The organism is Pseudomonas sp. TWR1-1-3, from assembly GCF_049896805.1.
GTDB lineage: Bacteria > Pseudomonadota > Gammaproteobacteria > Pseudomonadales > Pseudomonadaceae > Aquipseudomonas > Aquipseudomonas bubulae.
Genome location: NZ_JAFCUZ010000001.1, coordinates 432,374 through 457,223, shown reverse-complemented (window position 1 = coordinate 457,223; position 24,850 = coordinate 432,374). Strand labels below are relative to the sequence as shown.

Here is a 24,850-nt window from a genome sequence, read left to right as displayed (position 1 = left end):
CTTAGATGGTTTTGCGAATCCAGGCGAGGCCGCCCGAACGCTGGATGGAAACGGTCGATGCAACCACTGCGTTTGCCGCGAAAGAGAATGGGAAGTCGGCCACATAACCCTCAAAGGCACACCAGGTGCGCGTCTTCGGGAATTCAAAATCGTCACCTGCCTCATTCAAGGTCGGAGGTGCATCCCCATCGGCCCAGCCAATGGCCCACTTGATGTTGTCCTCGTCATCCGCTTCGGAAAGCTGATGCACGCGGACGTGGCTTGCATTGGTGGGGTCAGCGTTGAGGCCAATGGATGCCTGGCCGGGCGTGCGCAAACCCTTCTTGTAACGGCGATCTTTATCACTGAGGCATGTGTCTTCGATCTGGTCTGCCGGTGAGCCAGCCGGGTCGAAGGTGGTGATGCACTCCACCTCCATTACGGTCAACGGGCCGGTACCGGGCGCAGCCGGCACGAGGATGTAAGCCTGCGTGCCCTGTGTGAGAACGGACATGGGTGTCTCCTTTAAACGAAAAAGCCCGCTCAAGGCGGGCCGGGTGTCGGTGTTGGTTTAGCGCGGTACCAGCCAGTCCACATCGAAGCTGTAGCGGTAGGTCTTGGTGACCGGGTCATGTGAGTCGCCGCCCCAGCGCACAATGTTGGCCTTGAGCTCGATGGCGTTTCTGATGGCTTTGGCCGTGTCACGGGTCTGTGTCACGGACACACCATAGACATCAATTTGCAGGCTGAAACCGTCAATATCCGGCCGTTGCGCCAGATAGTTCTCAGGGTTGCCGCCGATCGTTTGCCACACCACATAGGGCTTGGCGACACCTTCGGGCGCTTCGCCAAAGGGATAGATGCGCACGGGCGAAACGCCCAGCAAGGCCGTTACCGCCGGGTCGGCGGCGCACACGGCGAAAATCGGCGCGTACATCAGCGTGCCCCCAGCAAAGCGTTGATTTCAGTATTCAACACTGCGACAAAACGATCAGTGACAGCCTGCACGTTGCTGGAAAACGCCGGGCGCATAAACGGTACCGCGGGATTTTGTTCGGTACCGAGTTCAATGTAACGCCAGTGCCGGGTGTCGCCGCCGGGGTTGCCGGAGGCGTCCTTGCTGTGCTGATTTGAGCCCGAGCCGCCGCGCACACCGACCCGCATCACCACCCCGCCTTCGCGCCTGGACTGCTTGCTCGACTCCTGGGTGATCAGGTTACGGAACACCTTCTCTTTGGTGGCCGGGTCGTCGATGGCCTTGGCGTTGGCTTTCGCGGCGTCACGCACGATGTTCATCGCCGCCCGCGCCGCTTTGCGCAGGCCTTTCTTTTGCAGCCGTGGGCCCAGAGTGCGCATTTTGTCGACCACGCCATTGAGCCCTTGGATATTGAACTGCATACCGTCAGCCATCATTCACCCCCGTAGCGACAACAAGAGTCAGGTACTCCAGGCCCGAGTTTCTGTCCGGGAGCGGCTGACCGATGATTGTGAAGATTTGCCCGCGATGCAGGATGCGCATGGTCGGCAACACGCCGGGGCGATAGCGGATGGTGATACGTCCGCTGGCCTGGGACTGGCTGGCTTGCGCTGCAATCAGGTCCCGGGCACTGAGTGGGTCGACTGCCGCCCATACACGCGCAAAGTCCACCCAGGCTGTTACAACCTCGCCGGTGGCCGGGTCTTGCTGTGTGGTTTGGTGCTGGATGACGACCGGGTGCCGCAGATCCCCTGCTCTCATGGCTCAGGCTCCTTTCTGGCCGGGCCAGTGAAGTTGCGTGACGACCACAGCAACGACTCCACCCCGAGCGGCACCTTGTCCGCCGTGGTGCCCACAACAACCGCTTCGCGGACGGCGTAGGAGTTGCCAAGCAGCAATAACAGCGCTGATTTGAATGATGCGGGTATGTCGCTGGCTTGAAGAAATACAGGGTTGTCGCAGAACCACAATGCCCAGGCCAAAGCTGACTCGGCATACAGCTCGATCAGGTCGTCGTCCTCCTGGTGATCGACCCGCAGGTGCTTGCGCATCAGCTCAATCGACAGCAGATCCCCGACGGTGATGGTCATTTTTTCGAGCCTTTCTTCTCAATGTCGACCGGAGTTGTGGGCTCTGGCTCTGGCTCTGGCTCTGGCTCTGGCTCTGGCTCTGGCTCTGGCTCTGGCTCTGGCTCTGGCTCTGGCTCTGGCTCTGGCTTCAGGATTGGATCGGCATCGACGTCTTCTGCCAAGCCCATTCCGATCAATGCTTCTGCATAATCGTCTTTAACCACTCGCACTTCGAACTGGTTGAAACTGCCAGCGTGATAGTGCGAGAACTGACGCAGTGCGCGAATTTTGGTCATTGCGGTACCGGGGCAGTTGCCTGCCCCGCCTCGATAATCAGCCGCCTGCAGCTGGGGTGAAGGTGCCTTTGATGATCGCGGTTGGACGGTAGTGAGCCAGGGCCAAACGCTCTTCACACAGGATGGTCAGCATGTTTTTAACGAAGTTGTCGCGGTCCTGATTGCTGACCTCGACCGTGGCGTCCATGCGATCCCACACCTGTGAGGCAAGGTCGAAACCACCCACGGTGAAGGTGCCCAGCGCCTGGGCCTTAGTGGCTACCACCGGCAGGCCCCACATGACCTTCGCCGCAAATGCAGCTGGACCGCCGAAGATATAGCGGCCATCCGCGTCCTTCAGCAGCGCAATGGCGTGCCAGTCGCGGGGGTTGAGGATCAAGCCTGAGGCTTCAAACTCGGACTCACTGGTCTGGAAGATCGCGTGGGCAATCTGGTCGGCGCGGGTATCACCCTCGGCATTCAGGCCCGCATCGTAGGCCGTGGCCACCTTGTTCAGGCCGATCAGGTTGTCGCCCGTGCCGTCACCGTTGAGCAACTGGCCCTCTTCCACCAGCGCCAAACCGAACAGCAGGCGGTTGTTGACGTAGGACTCCAGCATCGGCGCGTCATCCATCACCTGGCGCGATGCCTGAATCCAGTGAGCGATGGTTTTGACGTTGGCGGTTTCTTTGGTGAAGGTCAGCTGAGATTCAGGCTTCAGAGTGCCTTCGGCCACCGATGCGGCGCTGTTGACGAAGACGTTTTCACGAACGTACTCGATTGCATTGGATGTGGTGCGACCCTGAGCCAACAGGTCCCGGATGGTCAGGCGGCGCAGGCCGGGCATCAGGATGCCAGGGTTTTGCTGCGCCTGAATCAGCGTGCCGGCAGAGCCCGCGCCACTGCCCAAAGCCTTGTTGAACGTCTTCACGTCAACTTTCCCGGAGGTCGAGCCATTCCAGGACTTCTTGAGGTCTTCAGCGGTGCGCTCGGCGAAGGACTTTTTGGTCTCAGGGTTGTCCAGGCTGCCAGCCGCCAGTTTCTGCTCCAGATCAAACAGCCGGGTGCTGGATTTGGTCAGGTCGGCCTGAACGGTCTGCAGGTCGGTTTGCAGTTTCTTGCTGATCTCGCCGGTGGCGGCGATCTCTTTTTTCTGCGCATCGAACAGTTGGGTCATGTTCGTTTGCGCGGTTTCGATTGCCTTTTGGATATCAGCCAATTCGGACATGAATTAGTTTCCTACAGATGGGAAGGACTTGATGCGATCAAGGATCGCGTTGATTTCGCCACCTTCGGAGTCGCTCCGAACTGCGGACTTGATGCGGGCGATAAACGCCAACGCTTCCGACTTGGAGAGCCCGGCGGAATCTCTCAGCCAGTTCTCCGCATCACGGATGGTTTCAATGGTGTCCATGCTCTTGAGCGCCGACACCGTGGCGTGCTCATTCGCGGGGAAGGTGCAAATGCTGATTTCGCTCAAGCGAGAGACGTTTTTGAACGAATAGCCGGTCGCAATGGGGGCGCAGTCGCCTTTTGCCGCCGAGAAGCCCACCGACATGCCGCCCACGGTGCCGTGGATCATTGCCGCCTTGAGGGCGTCCGACTGCGGGTTGCCGGGGGTCAGCTCACCCCGGACATGCAGGCCGGTGCTGTCTTCCGACAGATCCAGCCACTTGCCCACCGGGATTTCATTGCGCCGGTGGTTGAAGAACATCGCCACGGCCCGGGATTGGGTTTTCAGTGCGGCAGCAAAGGCGCCCGGCTCGATAATGTCGCCGTCGCTGTCGACCACGCTGAAGACGCTGGCATAGCCTTCAAAAATGCCCTGGGCGCCGCCGCTGGAAAACTTGATTGCGGCCTGATCGAAGGCCAGTGTTTTGCAAATGCTCGGCATTTCAGTCTCCAGAAAAACTAAACCCCGCTGGGTGCGGGGTTCGTTTTGCCAAGTTGGGTAAGCGGCACGTTCTGAGACTGCCGGGTTGCGACGTCGCCGCCGGGGAGTGGCGGACGGTTATCAACGCGCCGGCCCTCGTTCACCGTGAGCAGGCCCGTGTCGATTTTGGTCTTCATGTAATTGGCCCGGGCCGTCGAGTCACCGCTCAACAATCCGTCGCGGTTGTGTTCGGCGTGGATGCGGCCCAAGTCCGCGGGCTTGATCAGCCAGCGCAAAATGCTGGTTTCCCAGATTTCGAGATATGGATCCAGGGTGTACTGCAAGAAGCCGAGGTTCTGCTGCTCGATGCCGGAGCCCCAACTGGTGGACTTTTCAACATCGCCCACCAGGTGCGGCGGCACGCCGAAGAACCGGGCCAATTCGCTGACCTGAAACTTGCGCGCTGCCATGGTTTCGGCGTCCTGCGGGCTGACGCCGATGGCCTGGGTTGTAAAGCCCGCCTCCAGCACCCACAGGCGCTTTTTGACCGGCCCGCCGGAGATCTCCTTGAAGTTCTCCTCAAGCTGATCACGCTGGGCCTTGTTGAGCGTCTTGCCGTCGCCGGTCATCAGGATTTGCGGCGACTTCGCGCCATTGGCATAGAAGTCGCGCTGCTGATCCTCCATCGCCACCGCGACACCGACTGTTTTGGCCCCAAAGGCAATCGGGGAAAGCCCTACCAGACCGTTAAAACCGAAGCCCTTAAGGTGGAAAATCTCCGACTGTTTGAAGTCGGCGTACTCACTGTCACGGCGGTAACGGTAAACGACCCGCTTGCCCTCTAGTCGCACGTCCATATTGACCGACATCAGCGGTACCAGGCTGATGATGTCGCCCACGCTATTGCGCTCGATCAGTGCGTAGGCATTGCCGTAATAGCAAAGCTGCATGGTCATGGCGGCGCGAAAATCGAAGGCGGTCATAAACTGATTGGGGCTGTAGCGCAGCAACCGAGCCAGCGGATTATCAAAGCCAACCTTGGATCGATCCTCACCCTTGGTTTCAAACACGTCCAGCGGCAGGCAGGCCGTCACACTGGAGATCAGCCGCACGCAGGCGAACACGGTGGAGATTTGCAGCGAGCGCTCATCGTTGACGACTGAGTCGCCCACCACGCCGGTGGCGGAGACAGGCCCGGTCTGAGAGCCCTTCTCAGGAGAGACCAGGCGCCCACCAACGAAGAAGCTCGCCATACGCGCCCAGAAGGGACTGCGGGTGCGCAGGTCAATGCTGTAGTCGGTGTCTGCCATTACATACTCATTGGTCGATTGAGGAAGTCATCGATGTTTGCCGAAGGCATGGGGTTCAGTGACAGCAGCGTCACCGCGTTAAACGTGGCCATCAGCGGGTCGATCTTGGCCGAGCCCGAAGCCTGCTTGGTGATCAGGATCGAGTTGCCCCGTGGCTCTACTTTGGCGTTGCCGCAGCACCAGGCCATCATCGGCTGGCCGCCATGAATCAAGGTGCCTTCGGCCAGTTTGCGTTCGGCGGTTTTGATCGCACCGCCCAGCTTCCAGCCCTGGGAGATACCAATGACCTTTTCCTCGGGCACACCGGCTTCGACCAGGGCATCGAGAATCGCACCGATACCGGCCGGGTCGAGTCCGACCTTGTCCAGCAGGCCGGATTGCTCAACCCGGGCGACCAGATTGGCCACCTGCTCCACGTCCTGGCCGATCTGGTCGACCAACGTCAGGTTTCCGTCTTTAGCAAAGTCGTGAAAGTTGGCCGCCACGGATTGGCGACGGACCAACACCGAGGGGTGAGCCCAAGCGTGATTCCACAACAACCACTCGCGTGTCACCCGGTGCCTACCAGCCGCCGCAAAGCCCAGCAAGTCATCCAGCCCACCGCCGTCGATGCCGATATCAATCACTTCGCACTGGCGCAGCAGGTCATCGAAGCTCAAGCCAGGACGCTTGCCCTGCACCTCCCAAAAGTCGGCCCCGGCCCAGCGCTCGGACAGCAGCGCCAAACCGACTTCGATATTGGCGTGCTTGGCCAGAAAGCCGCGCAGTTCTTCTTCGCCCGCTTCCTGCGCCATTTTGAAGCTGCGCAGCAGGAAGGCTTCGTCCACCGAGAACCCCATGTTCGGGTTCACCAGGTGGAAGTTCTCAACCAGGCGGGCTTCGCCGCTCTTAATCATCGCCTGCGGAAACTCGTAGATCACCGGCAGGAACTGGTTGTCATCGATACGCCCGTCGCGTACGGCGCGGGAGTACTTGAGCTTTTCGCGGAACACACCGGCGGGCGGCTCGTTGGACTGCGTGGTCAGCCAGATCACAAAGCCTTCAGGCCTTGACGCCAAGCCGCCCGTGGCTTCGCGGATGATGTCCGGCGCCTTCACGTTCTTGCCGAACAGCCAGGCTTCGTCGATCAGCACGCCCACGGCCTTTTTGCCGCCCACCGTGTCGCCATCGGCGGCCACTACCTTGAGCGTGGCGCCGGTCTCGCGGTGGGTGATGGTGCGTAAGTGCGGCTGGACGTGCATCAGGTCGCGTAACTCTTCGTCGTGCTTGACCATATCGGCCGCAGGCTTGAACGAGTTGTCGGCAATTTCCTTGGTCGGGGCCAGGATGATGAACTCGGCCGACATGCGCCAATTGCGGATCAGCGCGGTAAGCATGATCCCGGCAGCAATGGTCGACTTGGAGTTCTTCTTCGGGATACACAGCATGTACTCCGAGATCATCCGGCGCCCGGTGGTGTAGTCGTAGGCGCCAAAGATCGCCCCGGCGAAGTCGAACACCCACTCGGCGCAGGACTCGCCAATGGTCGGGCTGCCCGGGGCGTCGACGATCTTCAGTTCGCGCAACACCGCCAGACCGGCTTCGGCCTCCTGAGGGAACAATGGTCGCGGGATAATCGACTGCCCCAGGCGCAGTTTCTGCTCCCAGTCCGGGCAGGCGGTCGTCCATTGCATTTACTTGACCGCCTTCAATGGGGGTGGGCTTGAGCCGAAGCGCCCTGCCCCGGCAACCTTCGCCGCGTTTTCGCGCTCAGTCTTTTTGCCGGTCTCGCCTTTGCGCGGGTGCATGAAAGGCATCAGCGCTTTTGCGGCATCGACCCGCAGTTTTGCCTCGGCTTCATGGTCATTCATGGCAGCCAGCAGGAACGCTTTCGGGTCGGAGAATGACAAGGCCCTGTTCAAATCGAAGCCCGGGCCGTCATCGGGATCAGCTGCGTGTGGCGCATCAGCAGCCGGTTGTTGCGCTGCTGGAGCTTTAACAATTTTGTTAACTTTTTTGTTAAAGGTGGTCCCGGCCATTGCGGCCATGACGTAAGGGTCTTTTGCTAGCCGTGATCCGGCAGCCGATGCGCTGGACGCCGCGTAGCCTGCGGCGATAGCTGCGTCCTTATTTGAGGCACCGCCCCGCAAAGCGTCGACGAATGCCCGCTTCTTGGGTGTTAAAGCCATTAACAAAAATTCCTGAAAAGGGGAAAAAATGTGCGCGTGCGGGGATGGGTGGTCTAGGAGCAAAAGGCCTCTGGAGTTTTACCCTCCCCCCTCCGGCAAATGAGAAATATTCTCATTAAATCAAATAAGAATCATTCTCAGATTCACAAATGCGAATTAATTGCAACAACTTTGTTGATAAATATTCTTATTCGCATATTTGTGACCGAAACGAACAATAAAGATTGACATTGCAAGGCCGTTCAACCCGATGATTCCTCACGCTTTTTGACGATATCGTGGCAAGGTCTGCACAGCGACTGCCAGTTTGTACGATCCCAGAACAGCGTCATGTCGCCACGGTGCGGGATGACGTGGTCGACCACGCTGGCCGCTGTCACCCGGTCATCACGCTCGCAGTAGACGCACAGGGGTTGGGCATTGAGGTGCACCAGTCGCGCCTGTTGCCATGCGTAGCCGTAACCGCGCTGGGTCGAGGTGGCCTTGTCACTGCGCCATGACCCAGGCACTGCGGTTGCAATGCGATTGGCTTGGGGTTGCAGGCGTGTGGCCAGTGTCTTGAGGCGGCTCATGCTGGATGGCGCGGTGCGCCGCTCATGTAGGTTGGCGGGGCTGACTCTGGGTCCGAGTCAATCCCCTCCTCGGCCAAGGCTGTGATCAACTGGGTCTGCTGGGTCGCTATCCGCTGGAGGATCGCTGTCTGCTTGATCTGTTCGGCCAGTACCTGGCTGAGCAGGCCAGCCAAAGAGCTCTGCTGCTCGCTCATATGCAATCGCCTTCCACTTGTTGAGTTGTTCGCGCCGGGCGGCGCATCCGCTACAGGCCATCACTCGGACCGCCGTGGCAGCTTGAAGTCAGCGAAGCGGTCAGCCAGGTCGGCGATCTTCTTCACACCCAAGAAACCGATCCAGATGCCTGCCGGTGTGGCTAGGCTGGACGGCAGGCCGAAGTACTCCAGCACCGCGATCAGGCTGGTGGTGAGCAGCATGCAGATGGTTGCTTCGAGCATCGCCTGCCGCCGAGTGCCACCGCCGTAGATGATCCGCAGCGCCGCCATTACAAAGGACAGTGTGGCGGCATAGATCGTCGGAGAGTGCTGACTCAGCCACGCGAGCGCTATCACCCAGGTGTCTGGCTTATCAGGCATATGAGGCATCCGGTGTCCTCCCGAGCTGGGAGCAGAATGGGTTCGGCCCCGACAGCACTCCCAGCTTGAGGCGATGGGTGTGGCGGGGCCGAAAACGAAAAAGCCCAGCGCGATGGCTGGGCTTTGAGATTTGGTTATGTGTTGCTGCGGGGGTATTCAGTATCACCACACGCAATATCGACATGATGGGGTTAATTTACGATCAAACCGCCATCATGGTCAAGCCGCATCTATAAAGATTTCTTCCCGGTCAAAGATCTCGGTTGCATGGATGACAGCGGCCTCTTCCAATCGCTCAAGGCATTTGGCAATGCCAGTCTTCCAGCGGCGCCTTGTGGACTCAGGCTTACCTTCAGTGTCCCAGGTATTCATGTCGTAGAACTCAGCGGGCAACACGATCATGTCTGTGGAGCGCTTGATGTATTGGTCACGCCCAACAGTCACATCAATCGTCCTGCCAGAAGCAATCATTTTGCCGACAGCAGCATGCTCAAGATCATCACGAAGGCTTCTGCTTACAACCTCTCGCCCTGCGCGTGCAGGCACCTGCAGGCCTTTCATCTTGGGTATGGCCCAAGCGGTGACCGCTTTGTAGACGAACAACTGCGGCGCCGGGGTTGAGACGCGGCTGATAAGGCGCCCAATGGCCCCAACCTTGTTGGCCTTGTGCGTCGAGAACTTAGCCACCAGCACATCCCACTGGGCCGGGGCCAGCTCGCGGTGCAGCAGCGCATACAGGCAGCAGTCATAGTCGAACTTGTCCCGCACCGAGATACCGGCGCCTTGCCCGCCCGAGCGCAGTTCGGCATCGATCAGTTTCTGCCAGCTCTGCTTGGTTGAGTTGTCGATGTTGTCCGCTGCCAGCACACGCACCAGGGTGCCCATCACGTCTTTGTACATACCCATCACTCGATCTCCAACGCTACTGACTGGGTGGACTTCAAAGCCCGCACGCCACATCTGGCCAACACAATGTTCTGACAGGCGTGGATAGCGCTGCAGAACTCTTTCTGTACCATCGGGTGCTCGATGGGCAACTTCAGGTATTCATTCCAAGCCTCGCCCAGCATCTGAGCAACCTTGGCTTCTTGATCAGTCAACTCAGCAGCTGCGCAGGCCATTTTTAATCCTCACCTATGGTTGTTTTCTGAATAGCGCTGCACGCCTTGCCGTTAGCGGCCTCCAGCGTATTACCGGATTCTCCGAATCTAACGCCTGTCTGCCCGTGGATCAGGCTGAAACCCTTCTCGTCTAGATGGGCGTGCCACTTCTCCAGCGCGTCACGCTTGCGGTTCATCACGTCCGACTGGATGTACACCTTCACGTTGTGGCCCATCGCGTGGTTGATCAGCAGTTCACCGATCAGGTGGTCAATTCCGAGGACAGCCCAGCCGGTGCGAGCCAACTTGCGCAAGTCGTGGCTGGTCCACTCACCCTTGCCCAACCGGGTGAACACGGCACTGGCCTGCCCTTCGCTCAGCGCCTTGCCATTGCGTGCCGGGAACAGGTACTGGCCGTCATAGCCGCGGGCGGTTTGGGTTTCGCGATACTGGATCAACAGGCTGCGCATCTGGACGGTCAGTGGCAGGTGATGCTCCACGCCTGTCTTGGTGTGCTCGGCTGGAATGAACCACTCGCGTTCGGCCAGGCTGATATGCGGCCAGCGTGCTTGCCGGGTCTCCCCGATCCGGGTGCCGTGACACAGCATCATCAGGGCCAGCATTGCGTCAGCCGGTTCGTTCGCCAGGGCCTGCGCAAGTTCGCCCAGCAGGTCTTGCAACTGCACACCGCGCAGGCGCGATGGCTTGATCCCGACCTTGGCCTTGGAGAAGTCACTGAACTTGATGCCCGCCATTGGATTGGATGTGATCAGGCCCAGCTTCAACGCTTGCCGGAATGCCAGGGCCAGCAACTGGAACGCGAGACGCACGTAATCGATTGAAAGGGCTTCCTGCAGCGGCCACATGAACAGGTTGTCGAGTGTCGCCTTGTTGACCTCCACCAGCGGCAAGCCACCCAGACGCGGCAGCAGGTGGCACTTCATGGCCGAGGCGCCGGTGTTCTTGCGCTTGGCCGACAGGCTGCGGTCACGGGCCATACGATCGGCGTACCAGGTGAGCAGCTCGCCGGTGGTAGCCCATTGGGAAATGGTCGAGCCCGCATCAGCTGAAACACGCAAGCGCACGGCCGGCAGTTCAGCCAACACCTGCTTGGCGCTCAAGGCCGGAAAGGCCCCGATGCGATGCCAGCGGCGCTTGTTGACCAAGTACCAGGAGCCACGGGTGCGGTTCTTGGAAAAGCGAAAGTGCAATGCCGGGTGGCCGGCATCCCGAAGGTCGCGCACATGCTCGAGCTTGGAGTTGCGGCCAATCTCCGCGTCCGACAGCTTCACGGTCAGGGTTTTGATTTTGGTGTTCAACGGTCACCTTCCTGCGGGGGTTGCCGGTCGACAACCTCGTAAGTGGTTGGCCACATCAGGCGACCAAACGTGTGTGCCGCACTTTCATGCTCAAACAAAGCCACGGCCCGGTCGGGCTTATGGCTCAAATCGAGCTTGTAGGAGCAGCAGTGAACAGCCCAGCGGTAGGCGTCAGGATTTACGGAGGCGAGGCTGGATTTAGGCATCAGAATTTATCCTTGCTGTAACGGCTGGCCATGCTGGTGACCTTCTGGACCTTAGGGGTCTCAACCCAGCCCGCCGCCAGTTGTTCGAACCGGCTGTACTGACCGAGAAAGGCCGTGCGGACGGTGCCGGTCTCAATGTCCCGCCCCTTGCCGATGATGATTTCTGCAATGCCTTTGGCTTCGCTGTGCTCGTGGTAAACCTCGTCGCGGTACACAAACAGGATGATGTCCGCGTCTTGCTCGATGGCCCCGGATTCACGCAGGTCAGAGCACAGCGGGCGCTTGTTGGGGCGCTCTTCGCATTTGCGCGAGAGCTGGCTAAGCAGAATCACGGGGATGCCCAGTTCGCGAGCCATCAGCTTCGCGCTGCGGGTCATATGGCTGACTTCCTGCTCCCGGCTGAACGTGCGCGAATCGGAGTCCATCAGTTGCAGGTAATCGATAACGATCAAATCCAGGCCATGGCGGCGCTTATGACGACGGGCAGCCGAACGAATCCGATTGATTGTCATCGAGGCACGGTCAGAAATAGACAATTTGGAGTACTTCAGTTTTCCCGCCGCACTCATCAACTCAGCGCCGTGGGTTTGCGGGGCGGTACCGCCCTTGATCAGTTGCAGCGGGATACGCCCTTCGGACGCCATAAAGCGATCCATCAGGCCGGTTTTGTTCATTTCCAAGCTGAACACCATCGCGCTCTTGCTCTCGCGGATAGCCACATGTGAGGCGATGTTCATCGCCAGGGTGGTCTTACCCATCGCGGGGCGACCGGCGATGATGATCAATTGCTCGGGCTTCAGCCCTTGAAGCTTGGCGTCCAGATCAGGGATGCCGGTAGACAGGCCGTCGATGCCCTCCCCGCGATCAGCCCGAGCCTGCAACACCTCGATGTAGTCATCGAGCATGTCCTCGGCCATCACCACTTCAGAAGTGGCTGACTGACTGTCGATGGCCTGGGCCTCGGCCTGCACCGCCGCGACCTTGTCCACGGTTGGCTGGTCACTGTGGGCGATTTCGTTGATGCGGTTGCCCAGTGCGATCATGGCGCGGTCGAGGCTGCGCTCCCGCACCGTTGTCGCGTATGACGCCGCATTGGCAGCGCTGGGCGTGTTGCGGGTGATTTCAGCGGCGTACCAAGTGGCATTCTTGGTGCTGGGCAATTCACCCAGATAGACACCCACTGTCACGGCATCCGCAGGCTGGCCACTGGCATGCAGCGCCAAAATGCCGCGATACAGGGCCGCGTTGTCCTGGTAGTAAAAATCATCGATGGCCAGGTCTGCACTCAGGATATCGATCAGTTCAGGACGCAGGAACATCGCACCCAGCACGCCGTGTTCGGCCTCAACGCTGAAGGGATCACGCATTGTAATTACCCTCCACAACCTTCACGAAGTTGCTCGGGGCGATCAGCCAGTCAAACGTGGCGCGGAACGGCTTGCCGCCATTGCGACCATCACCCTCCCCCATCAGGAATGCGCTTGAGCCAACCAGCGTGAAGAACTCAGCCCAGAAATCCAGATCCTGATGAACATTACTTTCGTTCCAGCGAGCACTGATCTTGGCTTTTCGATCCTTGGTCAGCATTGCTACTTGCGGCAGTGCTGGAAGCGTCTTGTTGAACAGGTCGACGATGGCTTGAGGGTCGCACTTCGGCTTCGAGATTTTCAGCGACTCATCACCGTCGATAAGAGGTGACGGTTCAATTGATGGTTCCTTTACGGTTCTGGGGGCAGCTGCTGCCGGGGTGACCGGCACCTCCTGCCGGGGTGATGGGGCATCTGGTGCCGGGGGGCATTTGGTGCCGGGGGCATATCCTGCCGGGGTTATCGTGTACCAGGTGGATCGGCCATAACGCTGATTGCTGACCAAAACACCGGCCTCTTCCAGCCAGCGCAATGCGCCACGAACAGCGCGTTCTGACAAGCAAGTCCGAATACCGATGGTGTTGATCGAAGGCCAGCAAACGCCCTCATCGCTTGCATTGTCGGCAAGGCTGATCAGCACAGCTTTCTGGGTGGGACTCATGCCTTGCAGCGGCCAGCAGGCGCTCATGATGATTGTGCTCATGCAGAAGTCTCCTGCCCAGGCACAAGCGATGCTTTCAGGTGTTCAAGACACTCCCGACTGAACTGGGCTTTGGACTCGCTGGAGTACTGGCAACGCACCAGGAGTGCAGCGCGCATGGCCGCGGACTGGTGATTTCTGCCGGATTGCGCTGCGTTTTCAGAGGTGTTGCTTGATGATGGAATGGTGCTCATAATGGCTCCTGTAAATTGTTGTAAAGCTGTGAAAAAGCCGGTCTAGCCACCGGCTTTTTTTTGCCTGCGATTTGGCAACTGGATGGATTAACAGCTAATCCGAGGTTCTATTTCCTTCCGCCAAATGGACTGACAATTAGCTCTCTGGCTCAGCGCTACGCGACCATCTCGGACCATGGAAACGCTGGGCAAAGCTCACTGCGTTTCACTTGGCCTTTTGTCAAAGCTTCGATTTGCAGAGCTCTTGGTGGGGGAATTGGCCGGTCGCCAGAGCACCACTGACTGACAGTCGGGGCTGAGACGGCAAGGCGCTTTGCCAGATCGGTCTGACTCCCTACGATGCGGGCCGCCTCCCGAGCTGCTTGTGCTGGTGTCATGGATGTTCTCCGTTAGATCGCGGGCCAAATATAAGGCATTAGCTAATCATCGACAAGCTATTGCCTACTCAACCTATGGATAGGCTTAATTAGGCAATGCTTACAGGTAAAGAATTAGGCGCAGCCATCGAGCAAGCTCGACTCGCCAAAGGTGTTTCAAAAAAGAAGCTCGCCGAAGATTTCGGCGTGGCGCCTCCGTCTGTCCAGGGCTGGGTGAAGACGGGGCGAATAGACAAGTCCAAGCTCATGCAGCTAATGGACTACTTTTCAGATGTGGCCAAGCCATCGCACTGGGGCCTGAGTGATCGTGTGACCGAGTTTCTATCCATATCGAACCCGGCTGGCAGTGATGTCGCCAGGAATGAAAAGGAAAGCAACGTGATCCCTTTCAGCTCCCGCAGAAAAAGCGCTGATATCAGTTTCGTCACCATTCCCCACTTCGACGTTTCTGCATCAATGGGGCCTGGCTGCGCACCACCTGAACACAATATTGAAGTTATTCGGGACATCACCGTCCACGTTGACTGGCTGAAGAGCCAGGGCCTTAACTTTTCCAAACTTGAAAACCTCGCCATCATTGATGGTGACGGCGACAGCATGGAAGGCACCTTTCGCAACGGGGATGCTTTACTTGTAGATCGTGGCATCACAGATGTTCGTACCGACGCGATTTACGTCTTCACCCTGGATGGCGACCTGTTCATCAAGCGGCTGCAGCGAATGACCGGCGGCTCGCTGAGAATGATTTCTGACAACCCGATTTATCCGGCAATTGTGATTGAAGGCGCACAACTCGAACGCGTCCATATCCAGGCAAGGGTTCTTCTCGCATGGAATGCTCGCAAACTGTAGAAAATTTTTCCCTGGGGAGGGAATCATGGAATTTGAAGAAAAGCTCGCAGGATTAGCGGCAAAAATTCGACAACAGAGCGCAGCCATTCAAACCGAAGAAGCAACTAAAAATGCTTTTATCATGCCCTTTATCCAGTCCATTCTGGGTTATGACGTTTTCAACCCGCTTGAAGTAGTGCCTGAGTTCACCTCCGATATCGGCACGAAAAAAGGCGAAAAGGTTGATTACGCCATCCTGAAAGATGGTGCCATTCAGATCCTCATTGAAAGCAAGAAAATCGGTGAGCCGCTGAACATCAACCATGCCGGCCAGCTCTTCCGCTACTTCCATGTTACAAGCGCACGCATCTCCATTCTTACAAACGGCCAGGTCTACAAGTTCTTCACCGACCTGGACGCCCCGAACAAAATGGACGAGAAGCCCTTTCTAGAGCTCGACCTCCTGAACATCGACGAGCACGCCATCCCTGAGCTGCAAAAGCTGACAAAATCGGCGTTTGATGTGGACTCCATCATCAGCGCAGCAGGCGAGCTCAAATATGTCGGCCAGATCAAACGCATCCTGGCGGCTCAATTCAATGAGCCTGACGATGATTTCGTAAGACTTTTCGCTTCGCGAATTTACGATGGCGTGATTACTCAAAAAGTCCGCGAGCAGTTCGGCCACCTGACCCGAAAAGCCACTGCGCAATTTCTGGGTGACCAAATTAACGAACGCCTCAAGTCCGCTATCAGCGGCAATACTCAGCCGGTGTTTTCAAGTCAGCCCGTGACGCCCTCTCTTACACCAGAGGTTGAACTCCCGGCAGATGAAGAAAAGGATCTGATTGTTACGACTGAAGAAGAAACCGAAGGCTACAACATCGTCAAAGCGATTGTGCGTACCGAGGTTGATGCAAAGCGCATCGTTGCTCGTGACACCCAGAGCTATTTCGGCATTCTTCTTGATGACAACAACAGAAAGCCCATCGCCCGCCTCCACTTCAACCGTGCGCAAAAATACCTCGGCCTGTTCGATGCTGATAAAAAAGAAACTCGGCACCCTATTGAAACCCTGGACGATATTTTTCTGCATACCGAGGCCTTGAAGTCGACAGCCAAACTGTACGGCTGAAGCCCGCCTGGCTGGGCAAACCAGCCAACCGAGTACTTGTTTCCAGCAACAAACCGAAGCCCGCCTCTGCGGGCTTTTTCACGTCCACAGAAAAATAATTAGCCAATGCCTATTTACACAAAATAGGCATTGGCTTATCTTTGCCTCATCGAGCAGCCAAACAGGCTGGATAGGCCCTCAACAGGGCTCGGGTAACCGGAACGCTCTTTAACAACCAACAGCTACAAAACGCCGGACGGGAAAGGCCGTTAGCGCACTCATAGGCTTGAGCCTCCCTGAGTGTCGCCGTATCAGCCTCGGTAAGACGGTGAGCAAGAACCCCAGGCTTTCGTCATTAGCGAGCCTGTTCGCTTCACGGACACTTTCGCTGCTGCACCTGGCTTGCCGGGTGCATCGGGAAAACAACCGAGTAAACATCATGGAATCGACAATCGTAGACGGTGCATGGAAAGGCCACCTCGGCCGAGGCCTTGCGCCGCGGGAACTGCAATTCGTGCTGTCAGTTGCCCAGGGACTGACCGCCAAAGAGATCGCCAGAGCGTTCGACATTGCGCCGGGCACCGTGGTCAAGCGACTGGCCTGCGCCATGTACAAGCTCGGCGTTCACCGCCAGGGAGCGATGGTCGCTGAAGCGATGCGCCGGCAGATCATCACCCCGCTCTGCCTGCTACTAGCCGGGCTGATCGCAATGCACGCCGCTACAGACAGTGAAATGTCGCGCCGCGACCGCCGCCCCTCAGAACGCCGCTTTGCTGAGATGCGCTTGGTGCGCCGCGCCGAAGCGCTTGAACTGACCGTATAACCCGAATCAACCAGCGCCACGACAGCCTGTCGCTAACTGCCCGAGCCCTGGTACTCCCCAGCACCAGGACGCATCGGTCTGATCTTCGGCATATTCCAGCCAGAGTACAGACCGATGCGGACGCCAACCCAGCAGACGCTGGACACCTGCATCACCCCTGCCCTGCTGACGACCAACATGGAGGATTCAGCCATGCACAAGTAAACCGAGATGGGCACGCCCGCACAGCCAGGCTCTTACATACGGTGGCGTTTTAAGAGTGCAGCACAGCCCGGTTTCGACTGGGCTTTTTCATGCCTGCCGTTATTCATCAGCCCTCCCTTGTCGCAAGGCCTGAGCGCTGACGAATACCCGCAACCCAAGTCGAGGATCGACCATGCACCCATCTTTCGCCCAACGCGTCACTGCCCTCGAAGGGTTGCGCGCACGTGCCCGCCAAGCTACGGCCGAGTTCTACCAAAAGCCCGGCGTACAACCGCCACCGCTGGCCCCGCTGATCATCGTGCGGCCGAGCGGCAACAACACCTTTTCGCTGATCAATCGCGCTACTGGCGTGGTCGTAGCCGAGCGCTTCGGCCACAACAATGCCACTGCTCATGCTCGTGAGCTGGAGGCAAAAGAAGCGCAGTTCAACGTTAAGCAGTTCGGAAAATTCCTGAGCAGCTGGACTTTGCGCATTGGCATCACACTGACTGTGTTCGCCTTTTTCGGCAGTCACATGTGAAGCGCGTCAACGCATCCGCGCAACGACGCCTTCGCCAGCCCCAACACCGCTTGCCTCCAAGCGGACTCCAAGCCAGACCGGAGCAACAGCCATGTCCAAACCTACTGATACCGCGCAGTTTCTCGAAGACCTCAATGGAGGTGCTTTCATCAGCCAAATCGGCCATGCCCTCTCTGAAGTAGCTGCAGGCGTAGTCGACCACGGTAAAGCCGGAAAGCTGGTGATCACCCTCGATATCACCCAGATCGGCGAGTCCAGCCAGGTCAAGATCAATCACAAACTGGATTACAAGGTGCCGACCAAGCGCGGCACCCGTAGCGAAAACACCAGCCTCGACACGCCTATGCATGTTGGTACCGGCGGCAGCATCACGATGTTCGCTGAAAAGCACGACCAGCTATTCAGCCGAGAAGAAGCCCCAATCACCCCGCGCACTTAAGCCCGCTCCCACAGGTATTTGAACCATGTCCCTAAGCCAAGAAGCAATTCAACTGATCACCGACACAGCCCTTTTGGCTGCTGGTAAAACACTCTCGACCTATTCGCCAACGGCCGTCCTGCCTGAAGGCGTGAAAGTGGTTGATCTGGAAAAGTATCAGGTAGGCCGCAGCCGCTTCCGTGGCGTGCTCTCCACCAACTCCCTGGTTGATTTCAGTGCCTACGTCAAAGAACGCGCCATTGAAGGCGCCCGCGGCTTTATTGATCAGGACGAAATGACCTGCACACTGATCTTCAACCTGGGCACCAACGTTGCGCCGGGGCACGCGGATGATCGCGCTGTGCTGCGCCTCAAGCCGTCAGCAGGTTACAAGGCTGTCCAGGGCATCCCGGGGCGCGCGCTGTCGCAGAAAGACCTGAGTGATTGGATCGAAGACTGGAATGCCTCGTTGAGCGCCACTGACGAAGCCGGTCAGACAATGAGCATCGCCAAGGCTATCGCTGCGGTACGCACGATCACCATCAAAGCCTCATCGGAAAGCGACCACGCTGTCAGCGAAACCCGCACCAGTCGCAGCGCGATGGACCAGATCGAAGCCACCAGCAAAGAGACGCTTCCCGCTTCACTGGTGTTCTCGGTAGTGCCTTACGAGGGTCTGAGCGTGCGCAACGTCACGCTACGCGTATCCGTCATCACCAGCGGCGCCCAGCCAATGCTGAAACTGCGCTGGATCGGCGAAGAAGTGCAGCGGGAAGAAATCGCTCAAGAGTTCAAGTCAGTGCTGGATGCGCAGATTGGGGAAGCAACTCCGCTTACGCTCGGCACTTTCGCCATCTAAAAAACCGGACTCATACAGGTATCCCTTAATGAAACCCGAAATGATCACCCTCAAGCACGGCGACACCACGATCAAGATGCCTGCCTCATCGCTGGCAAAACTGGCCGTGGCCAGCGTGTTCGCGCAAGTGTTGCCCCCGGCTGCCAATGTTCAGCCGATCTACCCGCACTCTGTTCCTGAGCTCGGCGCGGCATGGCCCGGCCAGGGTGGCTTCAACGCTGGTCTGGTGGCTGCGCGCGATGATGTTCCAGCGCACTACTTGATTGTCGCAGCGAAAGACGTTGGTGACCACGAATGGGGTGGTCGCGGGATCGAAGTTAAAGGCATCAGCAAGACTGACGGCTACACCAACGCCCAGGTGCTCATAGGCAACGAAGAGTCAACAAAGTACCCAGCGGCCAATGCTTGCGCCGAGTATCAAGCGGATGGCCACCACGACTTCTACCTGCCCGCTGCTGCTGAGCTGTACCACTGCTGGCTGAACGTGCCGGAACTGTTCGCCAAAGACACCTGGTACTGGTCGAGTACGCAGCGCTCCGCCTTCAGCGCATTCTACCTGCTCTTCGATGATGGCTATCAGTACGACACCGGCAAGCACTACGAGCTCCGTGTCCGCCCCGTCCGCAGATTGTTTATTTAATCCTTCAATCATTCGTTCTTGACCGACTACCGGGCGCATCAGCGCCTTTTTTGTTGCCTAAAAAAGAGGAAGCACCATGTCCGCAATAGTTAAAGCATTGCCTGTAACGCCAATTTCAGCCATTGGCAAAGCCTACGGCGGCGGTTTCGTCACGGGCGTCACCGTTGAGAACGGCCAGCGTTATCTCAACATCACTGCCGGCGCAGCTCACGAGCTGAAAGGTGCCTGGGGCGCTCGCGGCGTGATCATCGAGGGCGCCGGTAGTTTTACCGACAGCCGCAGCAATACCGAATCAATGGCCGCTGCTGGCAGCGAGCTGGCACAGAAAGTTTTGGCGCTGGAAATCGATGGGCACACCGACTGGGCCATTCCAGCCCGTGACGTGCAGGAGCTGCAGTACCGCCACCTCAAACCCACCAGCGAGGAGAACTACTGCTGGGGTCGGGATGGCGATAACCCGAACAGCTTGCCAGTTGGTCTGCTGTACACCGCTGAGCTACCGGCGCAGACAACACTTCCAGCCTTCCAAGATGATGGCGCAGAAGCCTTCAGCGGCTCCTGGTACTGGTCGAGCACGCAGCGCTCCGCCAACAACGCATTCACCATGAACTTCGATGATGGCTTTCAGGACACCGGCGGCAAGGACAACGAGCTCCGTGTCCGCCCCGTCCGCAGAGAGTTGATCATTGATTAATTCGCTTATTTAATCCGGCCGCGTGCGGCCGGTTGCTGTTTGGAGTTCCCGCTAATGGCAATGCACACGGACTTGCAGATCTACAAAGTGTCGATGGACCTGCTAAGCCTCGCAACAAACCTCACCCGGAACATCCCTCGCGATTTAAAGCTGCCGCTCAGCAAGCGTGTGATCGACGAATGCATCGACGTGCTGATGTTGATTGCTCGAGCAAACTCTACCCGGGACAAGCACCCTCACCTGACGTTGCTGGTCGAGAAGGTCCAGGTGGTCGAGTTCATGATGAGACTGTTCAAAGAGAACCGCTTTATCAGCGTCCAGCAGCACGCAAAGGCGATAGAGGTGACCACCTCAATCGGCAAGCAAGCCAATGCCTGGAAACGCTACACCCCAACCGCGCCCGCCACCTGAGAGTTACGGCTTTCAGGTCTGTGCGATTTTGAATCTGGTCGTGCCGCTGACCTTCTGGTCACCGCCATGCGCATCAGAGATACCGCCGGTCTAAAGCGTCCGCGTAGGTCTCGCGCAGTTTCTTCGCTGATCGGCATTGCCTTCGGCTTGGCGACGTAGATAGCACGATAGGTCGCAGCGCTCCGCCAACAACGCATTCAACATGAACTTCGATGATGGCAATCAGAACAACAACGACAAGAACAACGAGCTCCGTGTCCGCCCCGTCCGCAGATTCGACTGTTGGCCCCTACCAGTTCGAGGATCTAGTGCAGGCCTATTACGATTGCCGGCGCTCAAAGCGAAACAGCGACAGCGCCTTGGCCTTCGAAATGAACCTGGAACAAAACCTGATCCAGCTACACGACGACCTGATCGCTGGCACATACCAGCCAGGCCGCTCGATATGTTTTGTAGTCACCCGCCCGAAAGCCCGTGAGGTTTGGGCAGCAGCCTTCCGGGATCGGGTTGTCCACCACCTGCTGTACAACCATGTGGCCCCGCGCTTCTATGCCAGCTTCATAGCCGATAGCTGCGCCTGCATCCCGGGTCGAGGCACGCTTTACGCCGCTAAGCGCCTTGAGTCGAAGATCAGGAGTGCCAGTGAGAACTGGTCCAAGCCGATCTTCTATCTCAAGTGCGACCTGGCCAACTTCTTCGTCGCGATCGACAAGCAGGTGCTGCGCCGCCAACTGGCTGCAAAGATCACTGAGCCGTGGTGGCTTGCTCTTGCTGAGCAGATCCTGTTGCACGACCCGCGCGAGAACTTCGAAACCAGGAGCCCGCGACATCTGTTTGACCAGGTACCGCAGCACAAGCGGCTCGCGGCTCAGCCTTCTCACCTCGGGCTGCCCATCGGCAACCTGTCCTCGCAGTTCTTCGCCAACGTCTATCTGGACGCGCTGGATCAGTTCGCCAAGCACCGCCTGATGGCCAAGCATTACATCCGCTACGTCGATGACTTCGTGTTCCTGCATGAGTCGCCACAGCAGCTCAACGCTTGGCACGCAGAGGTCGAAGTGTTCCTGCAGACGTTGGGTGCACGACTGAATCCGACAAAAACCATCCTGCAGCCGGTTGATCGCGGCGTCGACTTCGTAGGGCATGTGATCAAGCCATGGCGGCGCACCACTCGCAAGCGGGCTCTGAGCCAGGCACTCAAGCGAACGGCCACAGCGCCCGCCGAGGATCTGCGCGAGACAGCCAACAGTTACTTTGGACTACTCAGCCAGGCCAGTCATAGCGAGAAAGACCGGGCCGCATTGGCCCGTGTCGTGCTCATGCGGGGCCATGCCGTCAACGGAAGGCTAAGCAAAACCTACTTGAAGAAATAACTCCTTCACCTCAACGAATCACGCCACCCGGCGAGGATCCCCCATGACAACAGCAATCGATTTGTTCGCCGGACTCGGCGGATGGAGCACCGGCGCACGCGCCGCAGGTGTCCAGGTTCTTTGGGCAGCCAATCACTGGCCGGTCGCGGTCGAGTGGCACAGCGCCAACCACCCGGACACACAGCACATCTGCCAGGACTTGCATCAGGCCGATTGGTCGCAGGTCCCGAAGCACGACATGATGCTGGCCTCTCCCTGCTGCCAGGGCCATGCAAAGGCCCGGGGTAAGAAGTCGGGCAATCCGCAACACGACGCTTCGCGCTCTACGGCTTGGGCAGTGGTATCCGCTGCCGAGGTTCACTTGCCAGAAGTCGCCCTCATCGAGAATGTGCCAGAGTTCATGGATTGGGCTCTGTACCCGGCCTGGGCTGATGCCATGCGCCGTCTCGGCTACCAGCTTGCACCGCACATCGTCGACTGTGCTGACCTGGGCGTGCCACAGCACCGGGTCCGCCTGTTCATGGTCTGCACCCGCAGCAAGGCACCGTTAAACCTACAACTCCAACAGCACCAGCTTGTACCAGCCAGATCGATCATCGACTTCGACGCAGGAAAATGGTCGCTCATCGACAAGCCGGGGCGCGCTGAAGCAACACTGAGGCGGGTCAAGAATGGCAGAAAGTCTTTCGGAGAGCGGTTCGTCATGCCGTATTACGGGCGCGGGTCAGGCCTGACTGGTCGAAGCCTGGATAGACCCATCGGCACGATCACCACTCTGGATCGATGGGCCATTGTCGATGGCGACAGGATGCGCATGATCAGCGCCGATGAAGCGCTTGCCGCACAGTCCTTCCCCGCTGACACGCTTCGACCAAAGAGCCATCGCCTCACATTGCATATGACCGGAAACGCGGTACCCCCTCTCGCAGGACAAAAAATCATCGAAGCACTCATGGAGGCAGCATGAACTCAATCGCACAGCGGGCGCTTGATCGTGCCCGTGAAATACCTGCAGTCGCAGTGGTCACTCCTACCCAAGCAGCAATAGCGCTGCCTGAGATAGTGATCACCGGCCCAATCAATCGCGTCATGCAGCTTGAGGGCCAGCGCTTCGCCGTGGATGTAGTGAAGTCGCTTGGCTCTTCAGTCAGCAACCCGCTGGTGATTGCCAGCACCATCCGGAATCTGACAATAACGGCTACAGCCTCGCCATCAAGCTATGCCAGTGGCATCAAGCGGGTGACTGACCCGCTAAGGGGCGCGCTATGACCGCCCTCCGCCGAACGGTAAAGATTCGCGGCGCACCCATGCAGGCGCTCGACCTACAAACGATCTGCGACAAGTGCGACAGATCACGCGCCCACGGCAACCACGCCAAATGTAGCAAGTTGCGCCAGGCCGAAGCAGTTGAGCGACGAGCACGGGAGAAAGTATGAGCAGATCGATATGGAGCGCCAGAAAGAGCGCAGCTACTGAACCGCACACGACAAACCATCCCACCAGATAACCCACCTTCTGCCGCCCAGCGCGGCGGCATGGAGACACGCCCATGGAAACTGAAATCCTCTCAGAGGAAGAGCTGGCCGACCTTACCGGCTACAAACACCGCGGCTATCAGCGCCAATGGCTCAAAGATCGGAACTGGGTCTTTATCGAAAGTCGCGGTGGTCGCCCTCTCGTTGGCCGGATGTTCGCCCGCATGAAGCTCGGAATAATTTCGCCAACATTGGCAGCCCAACCCCCACCACCAGCCCCTACCTGGACCCCTGACTTTTCTCGAGTAAGTTGAAATGCGCCCTCGCAAAACCGAAAACCAACACCTGCCGCCAAGGATGTATCAGCGCACGCGCCTGCGTAAAAACGGGAAAGTGTGGACGGCTTACTATTACCGCGATGCAACGGGCCATGACATTCCGCTGGGCAAGGATATTAACCAAGCCCGTATGAAGTGGGCCGAACTGGAGTCGAAAGAAAAACCTTTAGACCTGCTTGTAATGAGAGGCATATTTGATAGATACGCCAGGGACATCATTCCAAAGAAGGCCCCAAGGACGCAAAAAGACAATGCCGCCGAACTTCGCCAACTGAGAGCGGTATTTGATGATGCGCCTATTGATGCGATATCGCCGTCTATGGTCGCCCAATACCGCGATGCCCGTTCTGCCAAGACTCGAGCCAATAGAGAGCTCGCTTTGCTCTCACATGTATTCAATATTGCCAGGGAGTGGGGATTAACTCGACAGGAGAATCCGTGCCTTGGTGTTCGCAAGAATAAAGAGAAGCCCAGGGACTATTACGCCAATGACGAAGTGTGGGCAGCGGTTTATGGCTGCGCACCACAAGAAGTTCAGGACGCAATGGACTTGGCCTACCTGACTGGGCAACGCCCGGCAGATGTTTTGGCGATGCGCCGCGACGATATGGCGGGGGATTTTCTGCTGGTACGCCAAGGCAAGACGGGCAAGCGCCTGCGCATTCACTTGAACACCAGTATCGGCCGCAGCAGTCTCGGGCTGTTGCTTGACCAAATCATGCAGCGCAATGCTGCTCACACCTCGCCTTATTTCATTCTCAGCAAAAGCGGTGTGCGGGTGTCCTGGCAAATGATGCGCAACCGCTGGGACGCCACTCGCTTGCTTGCCGCTGACAAGGCAAGAGCATCGGGATCAGAGGAGGAAGCAAAGCGGATCATGCAATTTCAGTTTCGCGATATCAGGCCAAAGGCTGCGTCGGAAATTGCAGATATTTCGGAGGCGAGCGCGCTTCTTGGGCACTCAAAAGAAGGGATTACGGAACGGGTTTACCGGCGTATCGGAGCCGTCGCCAAACCCACAAAGTGAAATAGTTATGGAACACCACGCCCAAAGTAATGGAACACTTCACTTTCCTGCGCCCAATAAAA

Annotated in this window: 35 protein-coding genes; 14 read left to right on the top strand and 21 right to left on the bottom strand. The window is 58.1% G+C overall.

The window, feature by feature from the left end; genetic code table 11:
• Nucleotide 1 precedes the first annotated feature (1 nt).
• The 21 genes from ACP7BE_RS02130 to ACP7BE_RS02030 all read right to left on the bottom strand — a co-directional run bounded on the left by ACP7BE_RS02130 (nucleotide 2) and on the right by ACP7BE_RS02030 (nucleotide 14,061).
• Nucleotides 2-493 carry a phage tail tube protein gene (locus tag ACP7BE_RS02130; RefSeq protein WP_019829242.1) on the bottom strand — a complete coding sequence of 164 codons (492 nt, stop codon included), beginning with the start codon at nucleotides 491-493 and terminating at the stop codon, nucleotides 2-4.
• A 57-nt stretch (nucleotides 494-550) separates the two neighbouring features.
• A complete protein-coding gene (locus tag ACP7BE_RS02125; protein WP_019829241.1) occupies nucleotides 551-916 on the bottom strand; it encodes a DUF3168 domain-containing protein in 366 nt (121 codons plus the stop codon).
• Entirely contained in the window at nucleotides 916-1,389 is a 474-nt protein-coding gene (locus tag ACP7BE_RS02120; RefSeq protein WP_426104507.1) for an HK97-gp10 family putative phage morphogenesis protein, read from the bottom strand. Before ACP7BE_RS02120 ends, ACP7BE_RS02125 begins: the two co-directional genes overlap by 1 nt.
• Nucleotides 1,382-1,717, bottom strand: coding sequence for a phage head closure protein (locus ACP7BE_RS02115; protein WP_426104505.1), 336 nt, complete (start codon nucleotides 1,715-1,717; stop codon nucleotides 1,382-1,384). The genes ACP7BE_RS02120 and ACP7BE_RS02115 overlap by 8 nt, the downstream gene beginning before the upstream one ends.
• Nucleotides 1,714-2,046 carry a head-tail connector protein gene (locus ACP7BE_RS02110; protein ID WP_426104503.1) on the bottom strand — a complete coding sequence of 111 codons (333 nt, stop codon included), beginning with the start codon at nucleotides 2,044-2,046 and terminating at the stop codon, nucleotides 1,714-1,716. The genes ACP7BE_RS02115 and ACP7BE_RS02110 overlap by 4 nt, the downstream gene beginning before the upstream one ends.
• A complete protein-coding gene (locus ACP7BE_RS02105) occupies nucleotides 2,043-2,321 on the bottom strand; it encodes a hypothetical protein (protein WP_426104501.1) in 279 nt (92 codons plus the stop codon). Before ACP7BE_RS02105 ends, ACP7BE_RS02110 begins: the two co-directional genes overlap by 4 nt.
• A 37-nt stretch (nucleotides 2,322-2,358) precedes the next feature.
• Nucleotides 2,359-3,528, bottom strand: a complete 1,170-nt coding sequence (locus ACP7BE_RS02100; protein WP_159259530.1) for a phage major capsid protein — start codon at nucleotides 3,526-3,528, stop codon at nucleotides 2,359-2,361.
• A gap of 3 nt (nucleotides 3,529-3,531) precedes the next feature.
• Nucleotides 3,532-4,194, bottom strand: a complete 663-nt coding sequence (locus ACP7BE_RS02095) for an HK97 family phage prohead protease (protein WP_019829234.1) — start codon at nucleotides 4,192-4,194, stop codon at nucleotides 3,532-3,534.
• Nucleotides 4,195-4,211: 17 nt separating this feature from the next.
• Complete coding sequence (locus ACP7BE_RS02090) at nucleotides 4,212-5,483, bottom strand: phage portal protein (RefSeq protein WP_095002931.1); 1,272 nt, start codon at nucleotides 5,481-5,483, stop codon at nucleotides 4,212-4,214.
• The gene (locus ACP7BE_RS02085) at nucleotides 5,483-7,156 is read right to left on the bottom strand and encodes a terminase large subunit (RefSeq protein ID WP_369781541.1); all 1,674 of its coding nucleotides are present in this window, start codon (nucleotides 7,154-7,156) and stop codon (nucleotides 5,483-5,485) included. Before ACP7BE_RS02085 ends, ACP7BE_RS02090 begins: the two co-directional genes overlap by 1 nt.
• Nucleotides 7,157-7,651 carry a terminase small subunit gene (locus ACP7BE_RS02080; protein WP_426104497.1) on the bottom strand — a complete coding sequence of 165 codons (495 nt, stop codon included), beginning with the start codon at nucleotides 7,649-7,651 and terminating at the stop codon, nucleotides 7,157-7,159. It abuts the gene before it with no gap.
• Nucleotides 7,652-7,893: 242 nt separating this feature from the next.
• Nucleotides 7,894-8,223, bottom strand: a complete 330-nt coding sequence (locus ACP7BE_RS02075) for an HNH endonuclease (protein ID WP_426104495.1) — start codon at nucleotides 8,221-8,223, stop codon at nucleotides 7,894-7,896.
• Nucleotides 8,220-8,417 (bottom strand): hypothetical protein, encoded by a 198-nt coding sequence (locus ACP7BE_RS02070; RefSeq protein WP_426104493.1) that lies wholly within the window; start codon nucleotides 8,415-8,417, stop codon nucleotides 8,220-8,222. Before ACP7BE_RS02070 ends, ACP7BE_RS02075 begins: the two co-directional genes overlap by 4 nt.
• A gap of 60 nt (nucleotides 8,418-8,477) precedes the next feature.
• The gene (locus tag ACP7BE_RS02065) at nucleotides 8,478-8,807 is read right to left on the bottom strand and encodes a phage holin, lambda family (RefSeq protein WP_019829116.1); all 330 of its coding nucleotides are present in this window, start codon (nucleotides 8,805-8,807) and stop codon (nucleotides 8,478-8,480) included.
• Between the two features lie 210 nt (nucleotides 8,808-9,017).
• A complete protein-coding gene (locus tag ACP7BE_RS02060; RefSeq protein WP_426104491.1) occupies nucleotides 9,018-9,704 on the bottom strand; it encodes a hypothetical protein in 687 nt (228 codons plus the stop codon).
• Complete coding sequence (locus tag ACP7BE_RS02055; protein ID WP_426104489.1) at nucleotides 9,704-9,919, bottom strand: hypothetical protein; 216 nt, start codon at nucleotides 9,917-9,919, stop codon at nucleotides 9,704-9,706. Before ACP7BE_RS02055 ends, ACP7BE_RS02060 begins: the two co-directional genes overlap by 1 nt.
• A 2-nt stretch (nucleotides 9,920-9,921) precedes the next feature.
• Complete coding sequence (locus ACP7BE_RS02050) at nucleotides 9,922-11,217, bottom strand: tyrosine-type recombinase/integrase (RefSeq protein ID WP_426104487.1); 1,296 nt, start codon at nucleotides 11,215-11,217, stop codon at nucleotides 9,922-9,924.
• Nucleotides 11,214-11,423, bottom strand: coding sequence for a hypothetical protein (locus tag ACP7BE_RS02045; RefSeq protein ID WP_426104485.1), 210 nt, complete (start codon nucleotides 11,421-11,423; stop codon nucleotides 11,214-11,216). Before ACP7BE_RS02045 ends, ACP7BE_RS02050 begins: the two co-directional genes overlap by 4 nt.
• On the bottom strand, nucleotides 11,423-12,790 hold the full coding sequence (gene dnaB / locus ACP7BE_RS02040) for a replicative DNA helicase (protein ID WP_426104483.1): 1,368 nt from the start codon (nucleotides 12,788-12,790) through the stop codon (nucleotides 11,423-11,425). The genes ACP7BE_RS02045 and dnaB overlap by 1 nt, the downstream gene beginning before the upstream one ends.
• The gene (locus ACP7BE_RS02035; RefSeq protein WP_426104481.1) at nucleotides 12,783-13,493 is read right to left on the bottom strand and encodes a helix-turn-helix domain-containing protein; all 711 of its coding nucleotides are present in this window, start codon (nucleotides 13,491-13,493) and stop codon (nucleotides 12,783-12,785) included. Before ACP7BE_RS02035 ends, dnaB begins: the two co-directional genes overlap by 8 nt.
• A gap of 346 nt (nucleotides 13,494-13,839) precedes the next feature.
• A complete protein-coding gene (locus tag ACP7BE_RS02030) occupies nucleotides 13,840-14,061 on the bottom strand; it encodes a transcriptional regulator (protein ID WP_426104479.1) in 222 nt (73 codons plus the stop codon).
• Between the two features lie 96 nt (nucleotides 14,062-14,157).
• Here ACP7BE_RS02030 and ACP7BE_RS02025 point away from each other — a divergent pair, with 96 nt between their 5' ends.
• The 14 genes from ACP7BE_RS02025 (at nucleotide 14,158) to ACP7BE_RS01960 (ending at nucleotide 24,788) form a co-directional block, all read left to right on the top strand.
• A complete protein-coding gene (locus ACP7BE_RS02025; protein ID WP_426104477.1) occupies nucleotides 14,158-14,913 on the top strand; it encodes a S24 family peptidase in 756 nt (251 codons plus the stop codon).
• A gap of 25 nt (nucleotides 14,914-14,938) precedes the next feature.
• Complete coding sequence (locus tag ACP7BE_RS02020) at nucleotides 14,939-16,027, top strand: type I restriction endonuclease (protein WP_426104475.1); 1,089 nt, start codon at nucleotides 14,939-14,941, stop codon at nucleotides 16,025-16,027.
• 418 nt (nucleotides 16,028-16,445) lie between these two features.
• Nucleotides 16,446-16,829, top strand: a complete 384-nt coding sequence (locus tag ACP7BE_RS02015; RefSeq protein ID WP_019829213.1) for a LuxR C-terminal-related transcriptional regulator — start codon at nucleotides 16,446-16,448, stop codon at nucleotides 16,827-16,829.
• 376 nt (nucleotides 16,830-17,205) lie between these two features.
• Nucleotides 17,206-17,553 carry a hypothetical protein gene (locus ACP7BE_RS02010; RefSeq protein ID WP_426104473.1) on the top strand — a complete coding sequence of 116 codons (348 nt, stop codon included), beginning with the start codon at nucleotides 17,206-17,208 and terminating at the stop codon, nucleotides 17,551-17,553.
• Between the two features lie 91 nt (nucleotides 17,554-17,644).
• Nucleotides 17,645-17,992 carry a hypothetical protein gene (locus tag ACP7BE_RS02005; RefSeq protein ID WP_235572703.1) on the top strand — a complete coding sequence of 116 codons (348 nt, stop codon included), beginning with the start codon at nucleotides 17,645-17,647 and terminating at the stop codon, nucleotides 17,990-17,992.
• A gap of 25 nt (nucleotides 17,993-18,017) precedes the next feature.
• Nucleotides 18,018-18,830: a YfdQ family protein gene (locus tag ACP7BE_RS02000; protein ID WP_426104471.1), complete on the top strand. Its 813-nt coding sequence runs from the start codon at nucleotides 18,018-18,020 to the stop codon at nucleotides 18,828-18,830.
• A 28-nt stretch (nucleotides 18,831-18,858) separates the two neighbouring features.
• Nucleotides 18,859-19,470, top strand: a complete 612-nt coding sequence (locus tag ACP7BE_RS01995; protein ID WP_426104469.1) for a DUF1566 domain-containing protein — start codon at nucleotides 18,859-18,861, stop codon at nucleotides 19,468-19,470.
• Between the two features lie 76 nt (nucleotides 19,471-19,546).
• On the top strand, nucleotides 19,547-20,164 hold the full coding sequence (locus ACP7BE_RS01990; RefSeq protein WP_426104467.1) for a DUF1566 domain-containing protein: 618 nt from the start codon (nucleotides 19,547-19,549) through the stop codon (nucleotides 20,162-20,164).
• 54 nt (nucleotides 20,165-20,218) lie between these two features.
• Nucleotides 20,219-20,575 (top strand): four helix bundle protein, encoded by a 357-nt coding sequence (locus ACP7BE_RS01985; RefSeq protein ID WP_235572707.1) that lies wholly within the window; start codon nucleotides 20,219-20,221, stop codon nucleotides 20,573-20,575.
• Nucleotides 20,576-20,946: 371 nt separating this feature from the next.
• Nucleotides 20,947-21,948 (top strand): RNA-directed DNA polymerase, encoded by a 1,002-nt coding sequence (locus ACP7BE_RS01980; RefSeq protein WP_426105338.1) that lies wholly within the window; start codon nucleotides 20,947-20,949, stop codon nucleotides 21,946-21,948.
• 43 nt (nucleotides 21,949-21,991) lie between these two features.
• The gene (locus ACP7BE_RS01975) at nucleotides 21,992-22,915 is read left to right on the top strand and encodes a DNA cytosine methyltransferase (RefSeq protein ID WP_426104465.1); all 924 of its coding nucleotides are present in this window, start codon (nucleotides 21,992-21,994) and stop codon (nucleotides 22,913-22,915) included.
• The gene (locus ACP7BE_RS01970; RefSeq protein WP_426104463.1) at nucleotides 22,912-23,217 is read left to right on the top strand and encodes a hypothetical protein; all 306 of its coding nucleotides are present in this window, start codon (nucleotides 22,912-22,914) and stop codon (nucleotides 23,215-23,217) included. The genes ACP7BE_RS01975 and ACP7BE_RS01970 overlap by 4 nt, the downstream gene beginning before the upstream one ends.
• 280 nt (nucleotides 23,218-23,497) lie before the next feature.
• Nucleotides 23,498-23,737, top strand: a complete 240-nt coding sequence (locus tag ACP7BE_RS01965) for a DUF4224 domain-containing protein (RefSeq protein WP_426104461.1) — start codon at nucleotides 23,498-23,500, stop codon at nucleotides 23,735-23,737.
• A 1-nt stretch (nucleotide 23,738) separates the two neighbouring features.
• Nucleotides 23,739-24,788, top strand: coding sequence for a tyrosine-type recombinase/integrase (locus ACP7BE_RS01960; protein ID WP_095025741.1), 1,050 nt, complete (start codon nucleotides 23,739-23,741; stop codon nucleotides 24,786-24,788).
• Nucleotides 24,789-24,850 lie beyond the last annotated feature (62 nt).

Excerpts from the sequence above, each read along its gene's own strand:
- ACP7BE_RS01995 (WP_426104469.1), top strand. The coding sequence starts at position 18,859 with ATGAAACCCGAAATGATCACCCTCAAGCACGGCGACACCACGATCAAG.
- ACP7BE_RS02030 (WP_426104479.1), bottom strand. The coding sequence starts at position 14,061 with ATGACACCAGCACAAGCAGCTCGGGAGGCGGCCCGCATCGTAGGGAGT.
- ACP7BE_RS02105 (WP_426104501.1), bottom strand. The coding sequence starts at position 2,321 with ATGACCAAAATTCGCGCACTGCGTCAGTTCTCGCACTATCACGCTGGC.
- ACP7BE_RS02090 (WP_095002931.1), bottom strand. The coding sequence starts at position 5,483 with ATGGCAGACACCGACTACAGCATTGACCTGCGCACCCGCAGTCCCTTC.
- ACP7BE_RS02020 (WP_426104475.1), top strand. The coding sequence starts at position 14,939 with ATGGAATTTGAAGAAAAGCTCGCAGGATTAGCGGCAAAAATTCGACAA.
- ACP7BE_RS02065 (WP_019829116.1), bottom strand. The coding sequence starts at position 8,807 with ATGCCTCATATGCCTGATAAGCCAGACACCTGGGTGATAGCGCTCGCG.
- ACP7BE_RS02025 (WP_426104477.1), top strand. The coding sequence starts at position 14,158 with ATGCTTACAGGTAAAGAATTAGGCGCAGCCATCGAGCAAGCTCGACTC.
- ACP7BE_RS02015 (WP_019829213.1), top strand. The coding sequence starts at position 16,446 with ATGGAATCGACAATCGTAGACGGTGCATGGAAAGGCCACCTCGGCCGA.
- ACP7BE_RS02085 (WP_369781541.1), bottom strand. The coding sequence starts at position 7,156 with ATGCAATGGACGACCGCCTGCCCGGACTGGGAGCAGAAACTGCGCCTG.
- ACP7BE_RS02035 (WP_426104481.1), bottom strand. The coding sequence starts at position 13,493 with ATGAGCACAATCATCATGAGCGCCTGCTGGCCGCTGCAAGGCATGAGT.
- ACP7BE_RS02110 (WP_426104503.1), bottom strand. The coding sequence starts at position 2,046 with ATGACCATCACCGTCGGGGATCTGCTGTCGATTGAGCTGATGCGCAAG.
- ACP7BE_RS02120 (WP_426104507.1), bottom strand. The coding sequence starts at position 1,389 with ATGGCTGACGGTATGCAGTTCAATATCCAAGGGCTCAATGGCGTGGTC.
- ACP7BE_RS02080 (WP_426104497.1), bottom strand. The coding sequence starts at position 7,651 with ATGGCTTTAACACCCAAGAAGCGGGCATTCGTCGACGCTTTGCGGGGC.
- ACP7BE_RS02130 (WP_019829242.1), bottom strand. The coding sequence starts at position 493 with ATGTCCGTTCTCACACAGGGCACGCAGGCTTACATCCTCGTGCCGGCT.
- ACP7BE_RS02055 (WP_426104489.1), bottom strand. The coding sequence starts at position 9,919 with ATGGCCTGCGCAGCTGCTGAGTTGACTGATCAAGAAGCCAAGGTTGCT.
- ACP7BE_RS02070 (WP_426104493.1), bottom strand. The coding sequence starts at position 8,417 with ATGAGCGAGCAGCAGAGCTCTTTGGCTGGCCTGCTCAGCCAGGTACTG.
- dnaB (WP_426104483.1), bottom strand. The coding sequence starts at position 12,790 with ATGCGTGATCCCTTCAGCGTTGAGGCCGAACACGGCGTGCTGGGTGCG.
- ACP7BE_RS02125 (WP_019829241.1), bottom strand. The coding sequence starts at position 916 with ATGTACGCGCCGATTTTCGCCGTGTGCGCCGCCGACCCGGCGGTAACG.
- ACP7BE_RS02075 (WP_426104495.1), bottom strand. The coding sequence starts at position 8,223 with ATGAGCCGCCTCAAGACACTGGCCACACGCCTGCAACCCCAAGCCAAT.
- ACP7BE_RS01960 (WP_095025741.1), top strand. The coding sequence starts at position 23,739 with ATGCGCCCTCGCAAAACCGAAAACCAACACCTGCCGCCAAGGATGTAT.
- ACP7BE_RS02010 (WP_426104473.1), top strand. The coding sequence starts at position 17,206 with ATGCACCCATCTTTCGCCCAACGCGTCACTGCCCTCGAAGGGTTGCGC.
- ACP7BE_RS02000 (WP_426104471.1), top strand. The coding sequence starts at position 18,018 with ATGTCCCTAAGCCAAGAAGCAATTCAACTGATCACCGACACAGCCCTT.
- ACP7BE_RS01990 (WP_426104467.1), top strand. The coding sequence starts at position 19,547 with ATGTCCGCAATAGTTAAAGCATTGCCTGTAACGCCAATTTCAGCCATT.
- ACP7BE_RS01985 (WP_235572707.1), top strand. The coding sequence starts at position 20,219 with ATGGCAATGCACACGGACTTGCAGATCTACAAAGTGTCGATGGACCTG.
- ACP7BE_RS02115 (WP_426104505.1), bottom strand. The coding sequence starts at position 1,717 with ATGAGAGCAGGGGATCTGCGGCACCCGGTCGTCATCCAGCACCAAACC.
- ACP7BE_RS02060 (WP_426104491.1), bottom strand. The coding sequence starts at position 9,704 with ATGGGTATGTACAAAGACGTGATGGGCACCCTGGTGCGTGTGCTGGCA.
- ACP7BE_RS01980 (WP_426105338.1), top strand. The coding sequence starts at position 20,947 with ATGAACCTGGAACAAAACCTGATCCAGCTACACGACGACCTGATCGCT.
- ACP7BE_RS02100 (WP_159259530.1), bottom strand. The coding sequence starts at position 3,528 with ATGTCCGAATTGGCTGATATCCAAAAGGCAATCGAAACCGCGCAAACG.
- ACP7BE_RS02045 (WP_426104485.1), bottom strand. The coding sequence starts at position 11,423 with ATGCCTAAATCCAGCCTCGCCTCCGTAAATCCTGACGCCTACCGCTGG.
- ACP7BE_RS02005 (WP_235572703.1), top strand. The coding sequence starts at position 17,645 with ATGTCCAAACCTACTGATACCGCGCAGTTTCTCGAAGACCTCAATGGA.
- ACP7BE_RS01970 (WP_426104463.1), top strand. The coding sequence starts at position 22,912 with ATGAACTCAATCGCACAGCGGGCGCTTGATCGTGCCCGTGAAATACCT.
- ACP7BE_RS01975 (WP_426104465.1), top strand. The coding sequence starts at position 21,992 with ATGACAACAGCAATCGATTTGTTCGCCGGACTCGGCGGATGGAGCACC.
- ACP7BE_RS02095 (WP_019829234.1), bottom strand. The coding sequence starts at position 4,194 with ATGCCGAGCATTTGCAAAACACTGGCCTTCGATCAGGCCGCAATCAAG.
- ACP7BE_RS01965 (WP_426104461.1), top strand. The coding sequence starts at position 23,498 with ATGGAAACTGAAATCCTCTCAGAGGAAGAGCTGGCCGACCTTACCGGC.